General features: G+C 60.3%; 13 protein-coding genes. 8 read left to right on the plus strand and 5 right to left on the minus strand.

Annotated features, from left to right (window positions below):
- Positions 1 to 136 precede the first annotated feature (136 nt).
- The 3 genes from HNQ71_RS19530 to HNQ71_RS35695 form a co-directional block, all read right to left on the minus strand.
- Positions 137 to 337 carry a hypothetical protein gene (locus HNQ71_RS19530; RefSeq protein WP_184874284.1) on the minus strand — a complete coding sequence of 67 codons (201 nt, stop codon included), beginning with the start codon at positions 335 to 337 and terminating at the stop codon, positions 137 to 139.
- A 577-nt stretch (positions 338 to 914) separates the two neighbouring features.
- Positions 915 to 1370: a Ros/MucR family transcriptional regulator gene (locus HNQ71_RS19535; RefSeq protein WP_184874285.1), complete on the minus strand. Its 456-nt coding sequence runs from the start codon at positions 1368 to 1370 to the stop codon at positions 915 to 917.
- Positions 1371 to 1507: 137 nt separating this feature from the next.
- A complete protein-coding gene (locus HNQ71_RS35695; RefSeq protein WP_343068187.1) occupies positions 1508 to 1633 on the minus strand; it encodes a hypothetical protein in 126 nt (41 codons plus the stop codon).
- Positions 1634 to 1793: 160 nt separating this feature from the next.
- On the opposite strand from HNQ71_RS35695, the gene HNQ71_RS19545 reads away from it, so the two are divergent.
- Positions 1794 to 2747 carry a DUF4238 domain-containing protein gene (locus HNQ71_RS19545; RefSeq protein WP_184874286.1) on the plus strand — a complete coding sequence of 318 codons (954 nt, stop codon included), beginning with the start codon at positions 1794 to 1796 and terminating at the stop codon, positions 2745 to 2747.
- Positions 2748 to 3221: 474 nt separating this feature from the next.
- Here the strand turns inward: HNQ71_RS19545 and HNQ71_RS19550 are convergent, their stop codons facing one another.
- A complete protein-coding gene (locus HNQ71_RS19550) occupies positions 3222 to 3518 on the minus strand; it encodes an adenylate cyclase (RefSeq protein ID WP_184874287.1) in 297 nt (98 codons plus the stop codon).
- 1098 nt (positions 3519 to 4616) lie between these two features.
- Here HNQ71_RS19550 and HNQ71_RS19555 point away from each other — a divergent pair.
- From HNQ71_RS19555 to HNQ71_RS19585, 7 genes are all read left to right on the plus strand, one after another.
- Positions 4617 to 5846: a septal ring lytic transglycosylase RlpA family protein gene (locus HNQ71_RS19555; protein ID WP_184874288.1), complete on the plus strand. Its 1230-nt coding sequence runs from the start codon at positions 4617 to 4619 to the stop codon at positions 5844 to 5846.
- 103 nt (positions 5847 to 5949) lie between these two features.
- Entirely contained in the window at positions 5950 to 7116 is a 1167-nt protein-coding gene (locus tag HNQ71_RS19560; RefSeq protein WP_184874289.1) for a D-alanyl-D-alanine carboxypeptidase family protein, read from the plus strand.
- A gap of 81 nt (positions 7117 to 7197) precedes the next feature.
- The gene (tmk, locus tag HNQ71_RS19565) at positions 7198 to 7872 is read left to right on the plus strand and encodes a dTMP kinase (RefSeq protein WP_184874290.1); all 675 of its coding nucleotides are present in this window, start codon (positions 7198 to 7200) and stop codon (positions 7870 to 7872) included.
- Positions 7869 to 8924, plus strand: coding sequence for a DNA polymerase III subunit delta' (locus HNQ71_RS19570; RefSeq protein ID WP_184874291.1), 1056 nt, complete (start codon positions 7869 to 7871; stop codon positions 8922 to 8924). Before tmk ends, HNQ71_RS19570 begins: the two co-directional genes overlap by 4 nt.
- A 138-nt stretch (positions 8925 to 9062) precedes the next feature.
- Positions 9063 to 10616 carry a methionine--tRNA ligase gene (gene metG / locus HNQ71_RS19575; protein WP_184874292.1) on the plus strand — a complete coding sequence of 518 codons (1554 nt, stop codon included), beginning with the start codon at positions 9063 to 9065 and terminating at the stop codon, positions 10614 to 10616.
- Positions 10616 to 11428, plus strand: coding sequence for a TatD family hydrolase (locus HNQ71_RS19580; protein ID WP_184874293.1), 813 nt, complete (start codon positions 10616 to 10618; stop codon positions 11426 to 11428). The genes metG and HNQ71_RS19580 overlap by 1 nt, the downstream gene beginning before the upstream one ends.
- Positions 11429 to 11431: 3 nt before the next feature.
- A complete protein-coding gene (locus HNQ71_RS19585) occupies positions 11432 to 12247 on the plus strand; it encodes an MBL fold metallo-hydrolase (RefSeq protein WP_184874294.1) in 816 nt (271 codons plus the stop codon).
- A gap of 404 nt (positions 12248 to 12651) precedes the next feature.
- On the opposite strand, the gene HNQ71_RS19590 is transcribed toward HNQ71_RS19585, so the two are convergent.
- Positions 12652 to 14802: a mechanosensitive ion channel family protein gene (locus HNQ71_RS19590; RefSeq protein ID WP_484502680.1), complete on the minus strand. Its 2151-nt coding sequence runs from the start codon at positions 14800 to 14802 to the stop codon at positions 12652 to 12654.
- Positions 14803 to 15071: the final 269 nt, after the last annotated feature.

The raw sequence follows: 15071 nt of genomic DNA on the forward strand, positions 1-15071 counted from the left end.
GCGAATGAGGGTGTCGACCTGATCGCCGGATAGAGACAGATGCTCCACGAGGGCCGCTGCCAGCCGTTCAATGCGAACGACATCCTACGTCACGGAAGAGCCCGTGGGGACGCAGCGGGGAGTTGACGGTCTCGCGTTACGGCAACAACTCACAGGCCGATTGGGCGGGCTCCCGCGCCACGCTCCCAAGCCATGACGAGCGCGAAGCGGAAAACGAACATGGCGGCGACTGCTTGACGAGCCGCACGACCGCGAGCCCGACGAATACGAACTCGGCTGGATAGAGCACGTCGACCAGCGTCTCGCCGCCAAGGTCGAAACTAACAGTTGGATCCACCCGGAAGGCGAGCCCGATCTAGGCTGGACTGGTCATGGACGCGGCTACCAAGACGGCGAGGGCTTGGACGACCGGGAGCTTCAGGAAGAGCGGGAGGCCGATTCCGGCGATTACGACTTCCCCGGCTTCATATCGGGCGGGCAAGGGCTGTAATCATTCCGCACACTAAACAATGGCCCGCTGCCTCACGGTGGCGGGCTTTTCGTTGTTCCCGGTGGCTTTAGGGCTTCAAAGGCACCTCATGGCCGCATTCGGGGCACTTGAACAAATCGCCACCGCTCCCTTGGCCGACCATGGGCGAGTACTTTGCTCGCAATATCCAACAGCCAGGGCATTGTGGCGTCTCACCAATGACGGGCTGATATCTATGCACACGGGCAGCAGCAGAGGCAGTGTTGTCGAGTTCGGGTTTCAGTTTTGCCCTAGTTTCATCGAGGCCGGCAAGTTTGCGCCGTAGTTTCCCGGCCTTCCGTTCCTCTGTGGAAGCTAATTCTGCGGCCTCGGCCTTGAGCGTTTCCCTTAGATCGACCATCCAGGCAAAGCCCCTCCCTTTCGCGCATATCGCACGCCTCGCAAACTAAGCCTTCGCAGTCCGCTTCGCAGCCGCCTTCTTGGCTGGCGCGGCAGGCTCAGCCTTGCGGCCAAGGCCACTAGCCTTCGCTAGAGCCGATCTGCGGTTGGAATAGGATGGCGCAACCATTGGATAATCACGCGGCAAGCTCCACTTGGCGCGGTACTGGTCTGGTGTCATGCCGAGCAAACCAAGGTGGCGTTTCATCGACTTGAATTTGCGGCCGTCTTCTAGGCTGATGATGTAATCAGGAAACACTGACCGCTTCGGATTGACCGCTGGCACCAGTGGCTCAACTGGTGTTGCTGCTGGCGTAGTTAGACCCGAGAGTGACAGATGCACGGAGGCGATCAGATCTGGCAGCGAAGCGGCCGGCAACGGGTTATTGCTCACGTATGCAGAAACAACTTCCGCAGTCAGCTCGGCTAGTGCGGCGGCGTGGTTGTCCGTGTCGTTGGTCATTTGTCGATCCCTCATTTTAGCTGACAAACAACCTCTTTATTAGAGCGCCCTTACGTGCGCAACCTAACGCCCGGCCTGCCATGGTTCAGGCCCCTCTAGAGCACGCTGCACGGCTTGAACGTTCTGAGATCTGCCGGCTATCGGACCAGTACCGGCAGCCTGCGAATGGTGTTGACGTTGATGCCAACAAGCTTGGCAATGTCCTTCTGCTCGATGCCAATCAACGCGCGAGCTGCTTTCAACTGGTTTCCGGTGGTAAGCATTTTTCCCTCTCAAAGCCTCCAGCACTTCGATTCGCCTAAGGTCGGTGCCTCCCATTGGCGCATCGAGGGAGAGCGTCGTGAAGCTGTCGGCCTCAACCGTACGAGCCGGAGGAGGAAGAAGATCCGGATATCAAAAGGCGGGTATTCGCGGTGGTAGCTCTTGGCCTGCTGCCTCACGGTGGCGGGCTTTTTGTTCGCCTGCTACTACCGTGATATGGCCAAGAACAACCTGCCAGCCGACCATCATTTCGTGCCGCAGTTTCTTCTCCGAAACTTCGTTGACGATGCCGGCGTTTTGCACGTGTTCGATCGCCGAACTCCTGATCGAGGCGTTTTCAACAATCCACCTTCCAAAGTTTGCTTTGAACGACAGCTTTACACCACGATTGACAAAGACCTATCTAAAAACGTCGACCTTGAGCTCGCTTTTGCCCATCTTGAGAGCATTGTGGCGCCGTTGATAGCGCGCATCGTGGAGATGGCGAAACAGAACCGAGGAGCCGCGCTTCATTCAAACGAACGTCAGCTCCTCGCGATCTATACCTACTACCAGTGGAAGCGTGTGCCGGACAATTTTAGGCAGTTCTCCAGCCTAGCAACGTTCCGGATGGATGGCGAGAAGGCTCTTCGTGAGTACGAGGATCGATATCGCCCATTGGACGACCACGAAAGAGAATACTTCGGCAAGGATGAGACCTGGCGTCGAATGCTCCAAAACGTGCGCGGCGATGTAATTGCAAGAGGTAACCTGTCCATTGTCGCGACAATCGAGGCAATGAACCTCAACATCGTGACAATCTCCAATCCGAAGAAGGCGTTCATCATATCGAGCTTTCCCGCTTACAAACTCAATCATCCCGGCAAAGCCGCGCTTTCGGACCCGACTGTCGAGATGTGGTTTCCCATCTCCTCAGACGTTTCTCTGGTGTGGACAGGAAGAGGTGGGGAAACGATTTTTCGATCGGTTTCTGACGGGGCTGCGGTGCGATATCAAAATCAAGCAGCCGCAGCAAAGAGCAATTTGATCGCTTCCAGGTCTGCGGCGCTGACGCGGTCACTTGCCTCATATGCCGGCGTGAAAAAAGGCACGGAAGGCAGCCAGAACAGCCAGTGAACGAGTTGCTACGATTTTTGCAACGCAACGCTACGGTATGAGGCGGGACAGCCTAGCACAATAGGCACGCCCAAGCGGCGCAACGCGTTGACAGACAAGGATTTGAAGGTATCAGGCGGGAAGGCGAGGGACGGCAGCGACCGAATTTCAAGACCGGTGCCTTAAACCGCTCGGCCATTCCTCCATCGTGATTTTTCAATCACTTAGGCTTTACGCTGCCCCGCCGCTTTTGGCCTGTTGGCACCGGATTGGCACCGAGGGCGTTCCGACTGGCTCGCGCTTCATTCCTGTAGTTCGGCATTGAGGGCCGCGTCAACCACCGCCGCGAGCGTAAAGAAGCAATCGGCCGGGAGTTCGACCAGTACGAGGTGATCGCGCTTCTCAATTCGTTCGGCGGTTCGCCGAGCCAAGCACAAAGGGATAGCCCGCCACCGTGAGGCAGCGGGCTGTCGTTTGCGCGGCCAGGCCGTTCACTTAATGGTTGTGGGACTGCTGGAAGCCAGCCACGTCGTATTGAGATACGCTCTTCGGATTGTTTGAGTTCTGCGGTTGCTCGCCCGCGTAGCGTGTTCCCGCATTGCCCTCTTGGTTGAAGGCTGAGCCCGGAGCAGAACTGGCGTGGCCAGGGGTGGCGCTTCCTGTTGCAGTGGTTCCAATCGTTTGGCTGGGCTGGCCTGGCGAACCGGTTACGGTGTGGACATTGGCAGCAAAAGCCGTGCCGGCGCAGGCTACGAGCAAGCCCAGCATTGTCGGAAAGAGGCGATGTTTCATCGTTGTTCTCCCAAAGCGTTTTTTGATTGTTGGGGCGCTCGGAGTCTTGGGAGCACCCGGCGAACTAACTAAACGCTTTTGGAAACACCGCTCATCCGCAGGATCGCGAACTCGTGATGTTGCTGCCTCACGGTGGCCGATTTCTTCTCTGGTTCACTTTGAGCCGGCGCAAAGCCTCAGGGTGGCTTGAGCCGGCGCAAAGCCTCAGGGTGGCGGCCTTTTGTTGTGGGCCGCGGGTCTCGGAAGGAACAAGTCGGCCGGTATTCTCGTTATTCACGATCGAACCATCGCACCGTTGGAGGTAACCGTGAGGAAGCTGATATTCGCATCCGTGCTCGCGTTTGCCACTACAGCCGCCGTCCCGTCCCCGACGCAGGCGCAATTTCTGTTCCCGCCCTTCTTCGGGGGCTATCACGGCGGTTATTATGGTGGCTACTATCGCCCCTACTATCGCCCCTATTACTACGACGACCCGTACTACTCAGTGCCATATCGCCCGTATTACCGATACCACCGGCATTACTACCCGCACCGATACTACTACCACCACCATTACCGACATCACTACAGACACTACTACCGACACCACCACAGGCACCACTACCACCACAGGCACTATTATAGGTACTGAGGCGTAATCACAGGTATGAGGCGCTAGGCACATGGCACAAGCCCGCTGCCTCTGGTGGCGGGCTTTTTGAATGGCCGGCGTTCGATTTTACTAACTCCACTCGCGTAAACGAGAGCCGCGGCGAGGGTGCTGGTCGCGCAGCGCCAATCAACAGACCGCCTTTTTCGATCATCTCGAAGCTTTGAAGCAAAAAGGCCCAGCGCGCCAGAGCCTATGAAGGTCGCAACGCCACAAGCTAAAAGCGTATTGCCATCCTGACTGTGTGCAAAGCGTCGGCCGGCTGCCAAGGCACGTGCCACAATATTGCCCGGTTCCGGCCATAATCAATTAATACCGTGATAAACAATTCCTGCGCACAAAGGATCGGGGTTCACGGTGTCGTTGGCATTGTCGAGCGAGTGCACTGGCACCTGCGACGGTTAAAATAGCGGCGTCTTTCATCGAGACTGTAGGGGACATCTGAAAACATGCAGGCTGTGACGCACCCGCGTCTTCGTCGCGTTGCTACAGTCGCGTTGTTGGCGGCATCGGCTGCTTTGCTGGCGGCTTGCGCGTCGCCTGAGCCGAAAGCGATGGTCTACAAAAAGACCCGCTCCAAGGAATATTTCTCCGAATCCGAATATGGCGTGAAGGCAAGCCCGCGTGTGGCCTTCATGGGCGGGCGGCTGCAGCGTGGCGGCGGCCGAGACCAGCTCGGCAAGCCCTATCAGGTCCGGGGCAGGTGGTATTATCCCAAGGAAGACAAGCACTACGCCAAGGTCGGTCTGGCCTCCTGGTATGGCGACGCCTTCCACGGCCGGCTTACCGCCAATGGCGAAGTCTACGACATGACGCACCTGACGGCGGCACATCCGACCATGCCGCTGCCAAGCTATGCCCGCGTCACCAATCTCAAGACCGGCAGCTCGGTCATCGTGCGCGTCAATGATCGCGGCCCCTATCACGAAGGCCGCATCATCGATGTGTCGGAGCGCGCCGCCCAAATGCTTGATTATGCCAATATCGGCACCGCTCAGGTGAAGGTCGAATATGTCGGCCGCGCACCGCTCGACGGCGATGACGACCAGTATCTGATGGCCTCCTACCATCCCGGCAACAGGGCGCCGGATCCGTCGGATGGACTGCCGACCGGCGTCATGGTTGCCATGAACGGGCCGTCGCCGAGTCTTCCCGTTGGTGCCGCCGCCGTACCGTTTCCGGGCCAGTTGACTGATTCAGGGACGGCTCAGCCGGTCATGCCGGCGGAGTCGCAGGCCTATGGCGATCTGGCATTGCCGGATTTCGGCCCGATCGTGCCGGAGCGCCCGGAGATCAACCTGCCGCCGCAATCGCCTTTTGCCGTGGCCTCGCTCTCCTATGCGGACGAGCGGGTGGAGCGTGCCTCCAACGCCTTTGCAGCGCTGGGCGGCGACGGCATGTCACCGGCCGACCTGCTTCAATCGTGGAAGCGTCAGTCGCCGTCGGCCGGTTCGCCCACCGACTACGTCGCGGCGGGTTCGTTCGAGGATGCGGCGGAGGCCAAGCGCGTTGCCGCTCAGCTTGCCGCATTCGGCAAGATCGAGATCCAGCGTTCAGAACTCGATGGCGAGGATTGGTATTCGGTCAATCTCTATCCCGATGGCCACCGCAATCTGGATGATTTGCTGCAGGCAGCCTGGTCGCATGGCGCGCCGGATGCGCTGGCTGTGCGCAACTGAGCGGAAGCGAGGTCGGATTTCCACTGCGCGGTTGATCCGCCGCGGAAAAAGCCTGATACTTTTCGCGGGCTTGCCGGACGTGCCGGCCAACGGGTCGAATTTCATGCAATTTCGCTTGCTCCAGCCTTTCACCGGGCTTCTGTTTTCTTGCCTGCTATTGCTTTCCCTGGCTCCAGCCAGTGCGCAGCTTTTCGAGACCAAGGCCGCACAGGTCTTCATGATCGACGCCGAGACCGGGACGGTGCTGTTTTCGAAAGATGCCGACAAGCCGATACCACCGGCTTCGATGGCCAAGCTGATGACCATGGAAGTGGTTTTCAACGCCATAAAGTCCGGACGCCTGAAGCTCGACGATACATTCGTGGTCAGCGAAAACGCCTGGCGCAAAGGTGGTGCGCCTTCGGGAACTTCGACGATGTTTGCCAAGCTCAAATCGTCGATCCGGCTCGAGGATCTCATTCAGGGCGTAACGGTGCAGGCGGCCAATGACGGCTGTATTGTCATTGCCGAAGGCATGGCCGGCTCTGAGGACAATTTTGCCGCGCAGATGACCGAACGCGCCCGTCAGATCGGGCTGAAGACATCGACCTTCGTCAATTCGACCGGCCTGCCGGCGGACGGCCAGCAGACGACGGTGCGCGAGTTGGCGCTGCTGGCCGTGCATCTGTGGCGCGATTATCCGGATTTCTATCGCTACTATGGCCAGAAGGATTTTACCTGGAACAAGATTTCGCAGCGGAACCGCAATCCGCTTCTGGCGATGGACATCGGCGCCGACGGCCTGGCGGTCGGCGCAAGCGAGACGTCAGGCTTCGGCATCGTCGGTTCGGTCAACCACAACGGCACGCGGGTGATCGCGGCGATGAGCGGGCTGGCCAGCGACAAGGAGCGTGCCGAAGAGGCGCGAAAACTGCTCGACTGGGGTGTTCGCTCTTTCGAGAAGACCGAAATCTTCGCCAAGGACGAGGTGGTCGGCGAAGCCCAGGTTTTTGGCGGCGTGAAATCCGGGGTGACGCTGAAGGCCAAGGGTCCGATCGCCATCTTCCTGCCGATCACCAACCGCGACAAGCTGACGGCCAAGATCGTCTACACAGGCCCGGTTGCCGCGCCGGTGGAGGAAGGGCAGCCGGTCGGCGCGCTTCGCGTCTGGATCGGCGACACGCTCAGCCAGGAGACGCCGCTTTTTGCCGCCGAGTCGATCGGCGTCGGCACGTTGCCGCAGCGCGCGCTCGATGCCGTCAAGGAACTGGCGATCGGCTGGCTGCGTTAGCTCGGACGGCATAGACGTTTGCCCCGACGCGGACTATCTAAGGCCCTATAACCACCCGCAAGCATGGCAAAGGCTTTTCGATTGGCGCGCGGATTTTTCATCACCTTCGAAGGCGGCGAAGGAGCAGGCAAGTCAACGCAGATCGAGCGGCTGGCCAGAAAGATGCGCGCCAAGGGATATGATGTCCTCCTCACCCGTGAACCTGGCGGCTCGCCTGGCGCCGAAGCGGTCAGGCATGTGCTGCTTTCAGGCGCTGCCGAACCATTCGGGCCGAAGATGGAGGCGCTGCTGTTTGCCGCCGCGCGCTCCGACCATGTCGAGCAGGTCATCCGGCCGGCGGTCGAGCGTGGTTCCATCGTGCTTTGCGACCGCTTCCTGGATTCCTCCCGGGTCTACCAGGGCGTTACCGGCGGTATCGACCCGGCGTTCATGGAGACGCTGGAGCAGGTCGCCATCAACGGCATGATGCCGGACATGACGCTGATCTTCGACATCGATCCGGCGGAGGGTCTCAGGCGCGCGACGTTGCGGCGTGGCACCGAAGCGATCGCCGACCGCTTCGAAAAGGAGACGCTGGCAATCCATCAGGCCCGCCGCGAGGCTTTTCTGGCAATCGCGGCGGCCGAGCCGCAACGTTGTATCGTCGTTAACGCCGCCGCCGATCCCGATACAGTCGAGAATGTCGTTACCGCCGCCGCGTTCGCGGCGCTGGAGGCAAGAACGCCTTCGCGAAACAGGCAGGCAACGCCGGCATGATCTTCGAGCGCATCGCTCCCGAGCAGCACGACACGCTGGATGGCGTGCCCGAGCCCTCCGAGACACCGCGTCTGGTCGGACACCGGCAGGCAACTGGAATGCTCACCGCCGCCTATCGTGCGGGGAAGCTGCCGCATGCGCTGATCTTCTCCGGGCCGGTCGGCATCGGTAAGGCGACGCTTGCCTTCCATCTTGCGCATCATCTCTTGAAGCACCCGGACTTCGCACAGGCGCCGGAAAGCCTTGCCATTCCCGATCCGGCCTCGTCGCTGTTTCGCCAGATAGCCACCGGCGCGCATCCTTCGGTGCTGCACCTGACCCGTCCGCCTAACGACAAGACCAAGAGCTTCAAGACCGTCGTCACCGTCGACGAGATCCGCAAAGTCAGCCGCTTCCTGTCGCTGACCTCGCATGACGGCAGCTACCGGGTCGTGATCGTGGACCCGGCCGACGACATGAACACCAATGCCGCCAATGCCTTGCTGAAGAATCTCGAAGAGCCGCCGGCACGAACGCTGTTCATCCTGATCGTCCATGCGCCGGGCAGCTTGCTGCCGACGATCCGGTCGCGCTGCCAGGTGGTGCGACTGACGCCGCTCGATGCCGATGACCTGATGGCGGTGCTTGAAACCGCCGAACCGCCGCCGCCGGACGATCCTGCCGCGCGCGCGGCGCTGGCCGAGCGGGCAGGGGGCAGCGCGCGCAGCGCGATCTTGTTGACGCAATATGGCGGGCTGGAGATAGCCTCGACGCTGGACGCGCTGGTGACGGCAAGAAAGAACGATGTCGGCGGCGCGTTTCGCCTTGCCGAGGCTGTCGCCGGACGCGACCAGGCGATCCAGTTCGACATCTTCAACCGCCGGGCGCTGGAGCTGTTGTCGGATGCGGCAAGCCAAGCAGCGCTGGCGGGCGACCTCGCACGGGCCAAAACACTGTCGGACACTTGGCATGAGGCGCTGGACGCTATATCTGAGACCGACACCTACAATCTCGACAAGAAGCAGCACGCCTTGACCATGATCGACCGCCTGAATTCTGCAATGCGAATGTGACGGTTTCTCCATGCATGCCGTGCCCCAAAACCGGGGCCACTTTTGGGCGGCATGCATTGGCCCCGGGATGGCAATCGCCGCCCCGATGCGATATCCACCGCCACGCCTTTCCATTCAGACATTCATGACGGTTCATTCATGTCACGCGACAAGTTCTACATCACGACGGCGATTTCCTATCCGAACGGCAAGCCGCATATCGGCCATGCCTACGAACTGATCGCAACCGATGCGCTTGCCCGCTTCCAGCGGCTCGACGGCAAGCAAGTTTTTTTCCTCACCGGAACCGACGAACACGGCATCAAGATGCTGCAGACCGCCAAGCGCGAAGGCATTTCGCCGCGTGAACTGGCCGATCGCAATTCGGCCGAGTTCAAGCGCATGGCGGAGGCGCTCAATGCCTCCAATGACGATTTCATCCGTACCACGGAAGAGCGGCATTACGCGTCCTCGCAGGCGATCTGGAAGGCAATGGCCGCCAATGGCGACATCTACAAGGGCGGCTATGCCGGGTGGTACTCGGTGCGCGACGAAGCCTATTACGGCGAGGAGGAGACGGAGGTCCGTCCCGACAATGTCCGCTACGGGCCACAGGGAACGCCCGTCGAATGGGTCGAGGAAGAGAGTTACTTCTTCCGCCTCTCGGCCTATCAGGACAAGCTCATCGCGCTCTATGAAAGCCAGCCAGACTTCGTCGGCCCGGCCGAGCGTCGCAACGAGGTGATGAGCTTCGTCAAATCCGGCCTCAAGGATCTGTCGATCTCGCGCACCACCTTTGACTGGGGTGTGCCGGTGCCGGGCGACGAGAAGCACGTGATGTATGTGTGGGTCGACGCCTTGACCAATTACATCACCGGTGTCGGCTATCCCAATGCAAATGCTGACGATTGGCATTTCTGGCCTGCGGATGCGCACATAATCGGCAAGGACATTGTCCGCTTTCATGCGGTGTATTGGCCGGCCTTCCTGATGTCTGCCGGCATCCCGCTGCCGAAACGTGTCTTCGGCCACGGCTTCCTGTTCAACCGCGGCGAGAAGATGTCGAAATCGGTCGGCAACGTCATCGACCCGTTCACCATGATCGAGCACTACGGCCTGGACCAGGTGCGCTACTTCTTCCTGCGCGAGGTGCCGTTCGGCCAGGACGGCAGCTACAGCCATGAAGCAATCGTCAACCGCACCAACGCCGATCTTGCCAATGGCCTCGGCAATCTGGCGCAGCGCTCGCTGTCGATGATCGCCAAGAACTGCGGCGGCGTGGTGCCGCAACGCGGCACCCTGGCGGACGAGGACAACGCGATCCTCGATCAGGCAAGTGCCGCGCTCGCCGTGGCGCGCAAGACCATGGCAGAGCAAGGCATCCATCTTGCGCTCGCGGCGATCTTCGGCGTGGTGGCGGAAGCCGATCGTTACTTCGCGGGCCAGGCGCCATGGGCGCTGAAGAAGAGCGATCCGGCGCGCATGGAAACCGTGCTGTGGACGACCGCCGAAATCGTGCGGCGCGTGGCGCTGTTGTGCCAACCCTTCATTCCGGGATCGGCCAACAAACTGCTCGACCTGCTGGCGGTGCCGGCGGACAGCCGGAATTTCGTGCATGTCGCGGCGGACCACGCGCTTGTGTCGGGAGTAGCCTTGCCCGTACCGGAAGGCGTGTTTCCGCGTTACGTCGAACAGCCGGATGCGAACGCCTGATGCTCGTCGACAGCCATTGCCATCTGGATTTTCCAGACTTCGCCGAAGAGCGGGCGGCCATTGTCGCCCGCGCCAAGGCGGCCGGTATCGGCCGCATGGTGACGATCTCGACGCGCGTGAAGCGGTTTCAGCAAATCCTTGAAATCGCGGAAACTTTCGACGAAGTGTTTTGTTCAGTCGGCACCCACCCGCATAACGCAGCCGAGGAACTCGACGTCACCGCCGCGGACCTAGTGCGCCTGTCAGCTCATCCGAAGGTGGTGGCCATCGGCGAGGCAGGGCTGGATTACTTCTACGACAAGGCGCCGCGCGATACCCAGGCGCAAGGGTTTCGCGCCCACATCACCGCAGCGCGAGAAACGGGACTGCCGCTGGTCATCCATTCGCGCGATGCCGATGACGATATGGCAGCCATCCTCGAGGACGAAACAGGGAAGGGCGCCTTCCCCTTCATCCTGCACTGTTTTTCGTCCGGACGCCGGCTGGCCGAAATCGGCGTCGCGCTCGGTGGCTATGTGTCGATCTCGGGTATCCTGACCTTCAAGAATTCAGCCGAGTTGCGCGCCATTGCCGCCGATGTGCCGCACGACAGGCTGCTGGTCGAAACCGACGCACCCTATCTGGCGCCCGTGCCGTTTCGCGGCAAGCGCAACGAGCCGGCCTATGTCGCGCACACGGCCAAGGTGCTGGCGGAGACGATCGGCGTCAGCGAGGCTCAAATCGCTGATCTGACGACGAACAATTTCTTCCGTCTGTTTGCCAAGATGCCGCGACCTCCCGAGCAAACTGCTTGGGCCGAGCAAAGCGCCTGAACGATGACCGACCGGCTGCGCCTCACCATTCTCGGCTGCGGCTCGTCGCCAGGTACGCCGCGCATCACCGGCGACTGGGGCAATTGCGACCCGGATAACCCCAGGAACCGACGCACGCGCGCCGCGGTCCTGGTCGAGCGAATTGCCATGAATGGCGGCCGCACCAGCGTCGTCATCGACACCGGACCGGATTTCCGCCAGCAGATGCTGATGGCCTCCGTCACGCGCATAGATGCGGTCGTCTATACGCACCCGCATGCCGACCATATCCACGGCATCGATGACCTGCGCGGTTTCGTCCTCGAACAGCGCCAGCTGATCGATATCCATGCCGACCAGCCGACAATGCTGCGCCTGCGGCAGGCATTCGGCTATTGTTTCGAGACGCCGTCGGGCAGTTCCTATCCGCCGATCGTCGACGCTCATATCATCGATCACGCCAAGCCGGTGGTTATCAAAGGAGAGGGGGGTGCCCTCACCCTCGAGCCGCTGCCGCAGGTGCATGGCGACATCATATCGCTTGGTTTCCGCATTGGCACGCTCGCCTATTGCCCTGATATCAGTGATTTTCCGGAGACCACGGCCGAACTGCTGCGCGACCTCGACGTGCTGATCATCGACGCGTTGCAGTACCGGACTCATCCCAGCCATCTGTCGCTTGGCGAGGCGCTTGAATGGATCGAGCGGCTGGCGCCTAGACGCTCCGTGCTGACGCATATGCATGTGCCGCTCGACTACGCCACGGTGATGGCCGAGACACCAGCCAACGTCGAGCCAGCCTATGACGGCATGGTGATAGAAATCCCATATGATTCATAGTGATGAGGCCAACCCTTCATCGCTGGCCGCACCGGAATTTCGACGCATGGCCAAATCGCCTGGTCAATGCGGATTTCACCTGCCGAGCGTGCTGGATCGACTTGCGGCGATAGACAGGATGCCCGAGCTATTCAATCGAAGAGATCTTGAGGTCGCGGGTTGGTGTGACCGCCACCATCTATTTGCTAGGCAGATGGGTGCCAAGCAGCTGATGCAGATGGGTGCCAAGCAGCTGATAATGCGGGATAATCTTCGTCTGCCGTCATATGCGCTAGTTCCATAATCTATCTTATGCGACTTTCTGATGTGCGGTATGGCACAAAGCCAGAGCAATTGGCCGCAGCGCAATGAGAACGCCGCCGGTCAACTGACCAGGCGATGCAGGCCGTTCCGCCGGCCGACTCTTATTCCTCGCCTTCCTTCGCCTTGGCTTCCGCAACCTGTTTGCGTACCACCGCATCCCTTGCAGCAGCCGCACTTGCCGCATGATCGTCATTGCCGGCGGCGACCTGCACTGTGGGCGAGGCGAACTCGACCCCGTTGGCCGCGAACGCTTCGCGGATCATGACGTAGGCCCGGCGACGGATCGTGAATTGATGTCCCGGCTTGGTCGTCATCGCGAAACTGAGGTTGATGCCATAATCGCCGAAAGCCTCGACGCCCTTCATCTTCAAGGTCTCGATGATCTGCGGACCGAATTCCTCATCTGCCAGCAGTTCGGCGCCGACCCCCTTGACCAGCTTTTTCACCTTGGCAATGTCCGTGTCGTAGTTGACGGAAATGAAGAACTTATCGATCACCCAGTCGCGGCTCATGTTCTGGACGGCGCCCAACGAGCCGAATGGAACTGTGAAGATCGGGCCGCGGTGATGGCGCAGCTTGACCGAGCGAATGCTGAAGGACTCGACCGTGCCCTTGTAGGTGCCGCTCTGGATATACTCCCCGACGCGAAACGCATCGTCAGTCATGTAGAACACACCGCTGATGACGTCCTTCACCAGCGACTGCGATCCGAAGCCAATGGCAACGCCGAAGATGCCCGCGCCCGCGATCAATGGACCAATCTCGACGCCAAGGCCGGCAAGAACCATCATGACCGCAATGGCGGCAATGAGTGCGGCGAGAAAATTTTTCAGGATCGGCAGCAGCGTCAAAAGCCGCCCGCTGCGGGCGAGCGCTGCCTCATCGCCGCCCTCCGTGCGGGCACGGTCGATGCGACCGCCAATGAGACCCTTCACAAGTTGCCAGATGAGATCGGCGGCGAGCAGCACCACGATGCCGCTCAATACACCTCGGACGATGCGGTCTACACTTTCGTCGCCCATCATTCCGCTGGCGCGCAAACGCACGACGGTCGCAAGCCAGGCGACAGCGAGCCCGATGACGATCGCCCTCGCCCCACGCTCAACGAGCACTTCGAAGATGGCATTGTTCGACTTCGTCGTCTCGTCGGAGCTGGCGAAAAACGACTTGGTGATTGAACTGGTGGATCTCAGGATTGGTGGGAGGATCAAGCCATAGATGCCAATCCACAAAAGCGTGCTCATCCCCACGACCCACAAGAGCCAGAGCATGCAAAGGAAGAATGTCAGCAGCCATTCCTTGAGCCGATAAATCTTGGAAGGCCCGATCGCCGCCGGCCGCCGCCATACGGATTCGATCGACACCGCGAGGAGACCGAGACCGAGTATGTAGACGATGAGATTCCTGACGTTCGGCGTGAAGTGGAGGATGTTCATCTCGCCTGCGAGCGCCCATCCAAGGAAGAATACGCCAGCAAACAACGCGACGCGGCGGCGCCAGAAAGCCGCGGTGACATCGTCCATCGGAATGAGCCGGACCTTCGGCTGGTCTCCAAGGTTCAAATTGCCGTCCGCCGTGCCGAGAATAACTGACGTGATCCGCATGATCACGCGCCAGGCGATGACAGCGACCAGCAAAGGCAGCACCAGCGCAGAAAGCAGTGGTGGCCAGGTAAACGCCAAGAAGGCGCCGACACTGGCCATTGCGAACACGACGAGCGGCGCGATGGCGACGAACAACGTTCGGGCGATCACATGATGTCGGGCGGGTGCGTCCGATTCCGCGCTTTGAGCTGGGTTGCGGCGGTGGGCCCTGCCGACGATACGGCGGAAGATGAACTCGGCACCTAGCCCAAGCGCCACAAAGGCCGCGAACAGGACGAGGATCGCTCCCGGTCCTCGCCCGTGAATCTCGGTCATTATTGTCGAACTTGCGCCGGAAATCTCGTCGGGGACCTCAGGTACCGCATTGCCAATGCCTCGCAAATGCTCGCGAATAGCGTTGGACCAGACCATGAAGTCAGTGGCGGAAGCGCCCATTGGCATTGCCGAATCGGCCGCGGGTGCCGCGCCCTTATCGGCGATCCACGCCTTGACTTCGGGATCGTTCAGCAATTTCAGCAACTGCTCGACTTTTTCAGGTGGAGGGGGTGGCGCCGAGGTCGCCTGCGCCCGGGCGATCGCAGTGAATGCTATCAGGGACGCCATCAGCACTGCAAACAGCACGCCGGTTCTGCCAGCCCGGAAAACCATCACACTCATCTGCTGACCCCCGATGGACTCACTTTCACTATGCCCACAACATACTGCCTCACGAACAAAATAATGTAGCGATGCAATACGCCCGAACAGGGCCGGAATTGTCCGGCGAAGCGGAGTTCCAAGGGAACTCGGCCATCAATCGCCAGTCCCGCTCCAGGTGAGGCAATTTCGCGATTCAACTGGGGTGGCGCGTTTCGCTCCCAAGAGCTTCGCCAACCTGATACATCCGCAGTCGACAAAATTTCAACAAGACCGTTATC

The organism is Mesorhizobium sangaii (assembly GCF_014207355.1).
Classification (GTDB): Bacteria; Pseudomonadota; Alphaproteobacteria; order Rhizobiales; family Rhizobiaceae; genus Mesorhizobium; species Mesorhizobium sangaii.

What these genes read in the sequence shown, in the direction of transcription:
- HNQ71_RS19535 (WP_184874285.1), bottom strand. Translation starts at nt 1,370, where the DNA reads ATGACCAACGACACGGACAACCACGCCGCCGCACTAGCCGAGCTGACT.
- HNQ71_RS35695 (WP_343068187.1), bottom strand. Translation starts at nt 1,633, where the DNA reads ATGCTTACCACCGGAAACCAGTTGAAAGCAGCTCGCGCGTTGATTGGC.
- HNQ71_RS19550 (WP_184874287.1), bottom strand. Translation starts at nt 3,518, where the DNA reads ATGAAACATCGCCTCTTTCCGACAATGCTGGGCTTGCTCGTAGCCTGC.
- HNQ71_RS19555 (WP_184874288.1), top strand. Translation starts at nt 4,617, where the DNA reads ATGCAGGCTGTGACGCACCCGCGTCTTCGTCGCGTTGCTACAGTCGCG.
- HNQ71_RS19560 (WP_184874289.1), top strand. Translation starts at nt 5,950, where the DNA reads ATGCAATTTCGCTTGCTCCAGCCTTTCACCGGGCTTCTGTTTTCTTGC.
- HNQ71_RS19570 (WP_184874291.1), top strand. Translation starts at nt 7,869, where the DNA reads ATGATCTTCGAGCGCATCGCTCCCGAGCAGCACGACACGCTGGATGGC.
- metG (WP_184874292.1), top strand. Translation starts at nt 9,063, where the DNA reads ATGTCACGCGACAAGTTCTACATCACGACGGCGATTTCCTATCCGAAC.
- HNQ71_RS19580 (WP_184874293.1), top strand. Translation starts at nt 10,616, where the DNA reads ATGCTCGTCGACAGCCATTGCCATCTGGATTTTCCAGACTTCGCCGAA.
- HNQ71_RS19585 (WP_184874294.1), top strand. Translation starts at nt 11,432, where the DNA reads ATGACCGACCGGCTGCGCCTCACCATTCTCGGCTGCGGCTCGTCGCCA.
- HNQ71_RS19590 (WP_484502680.1), bottom strand. Translation starts at nt 14,802, where the DNA reads ATGGTTTTCCGGGCTGGCAGAACCGGCGTGCTGTTTGCAGTGCTGATG.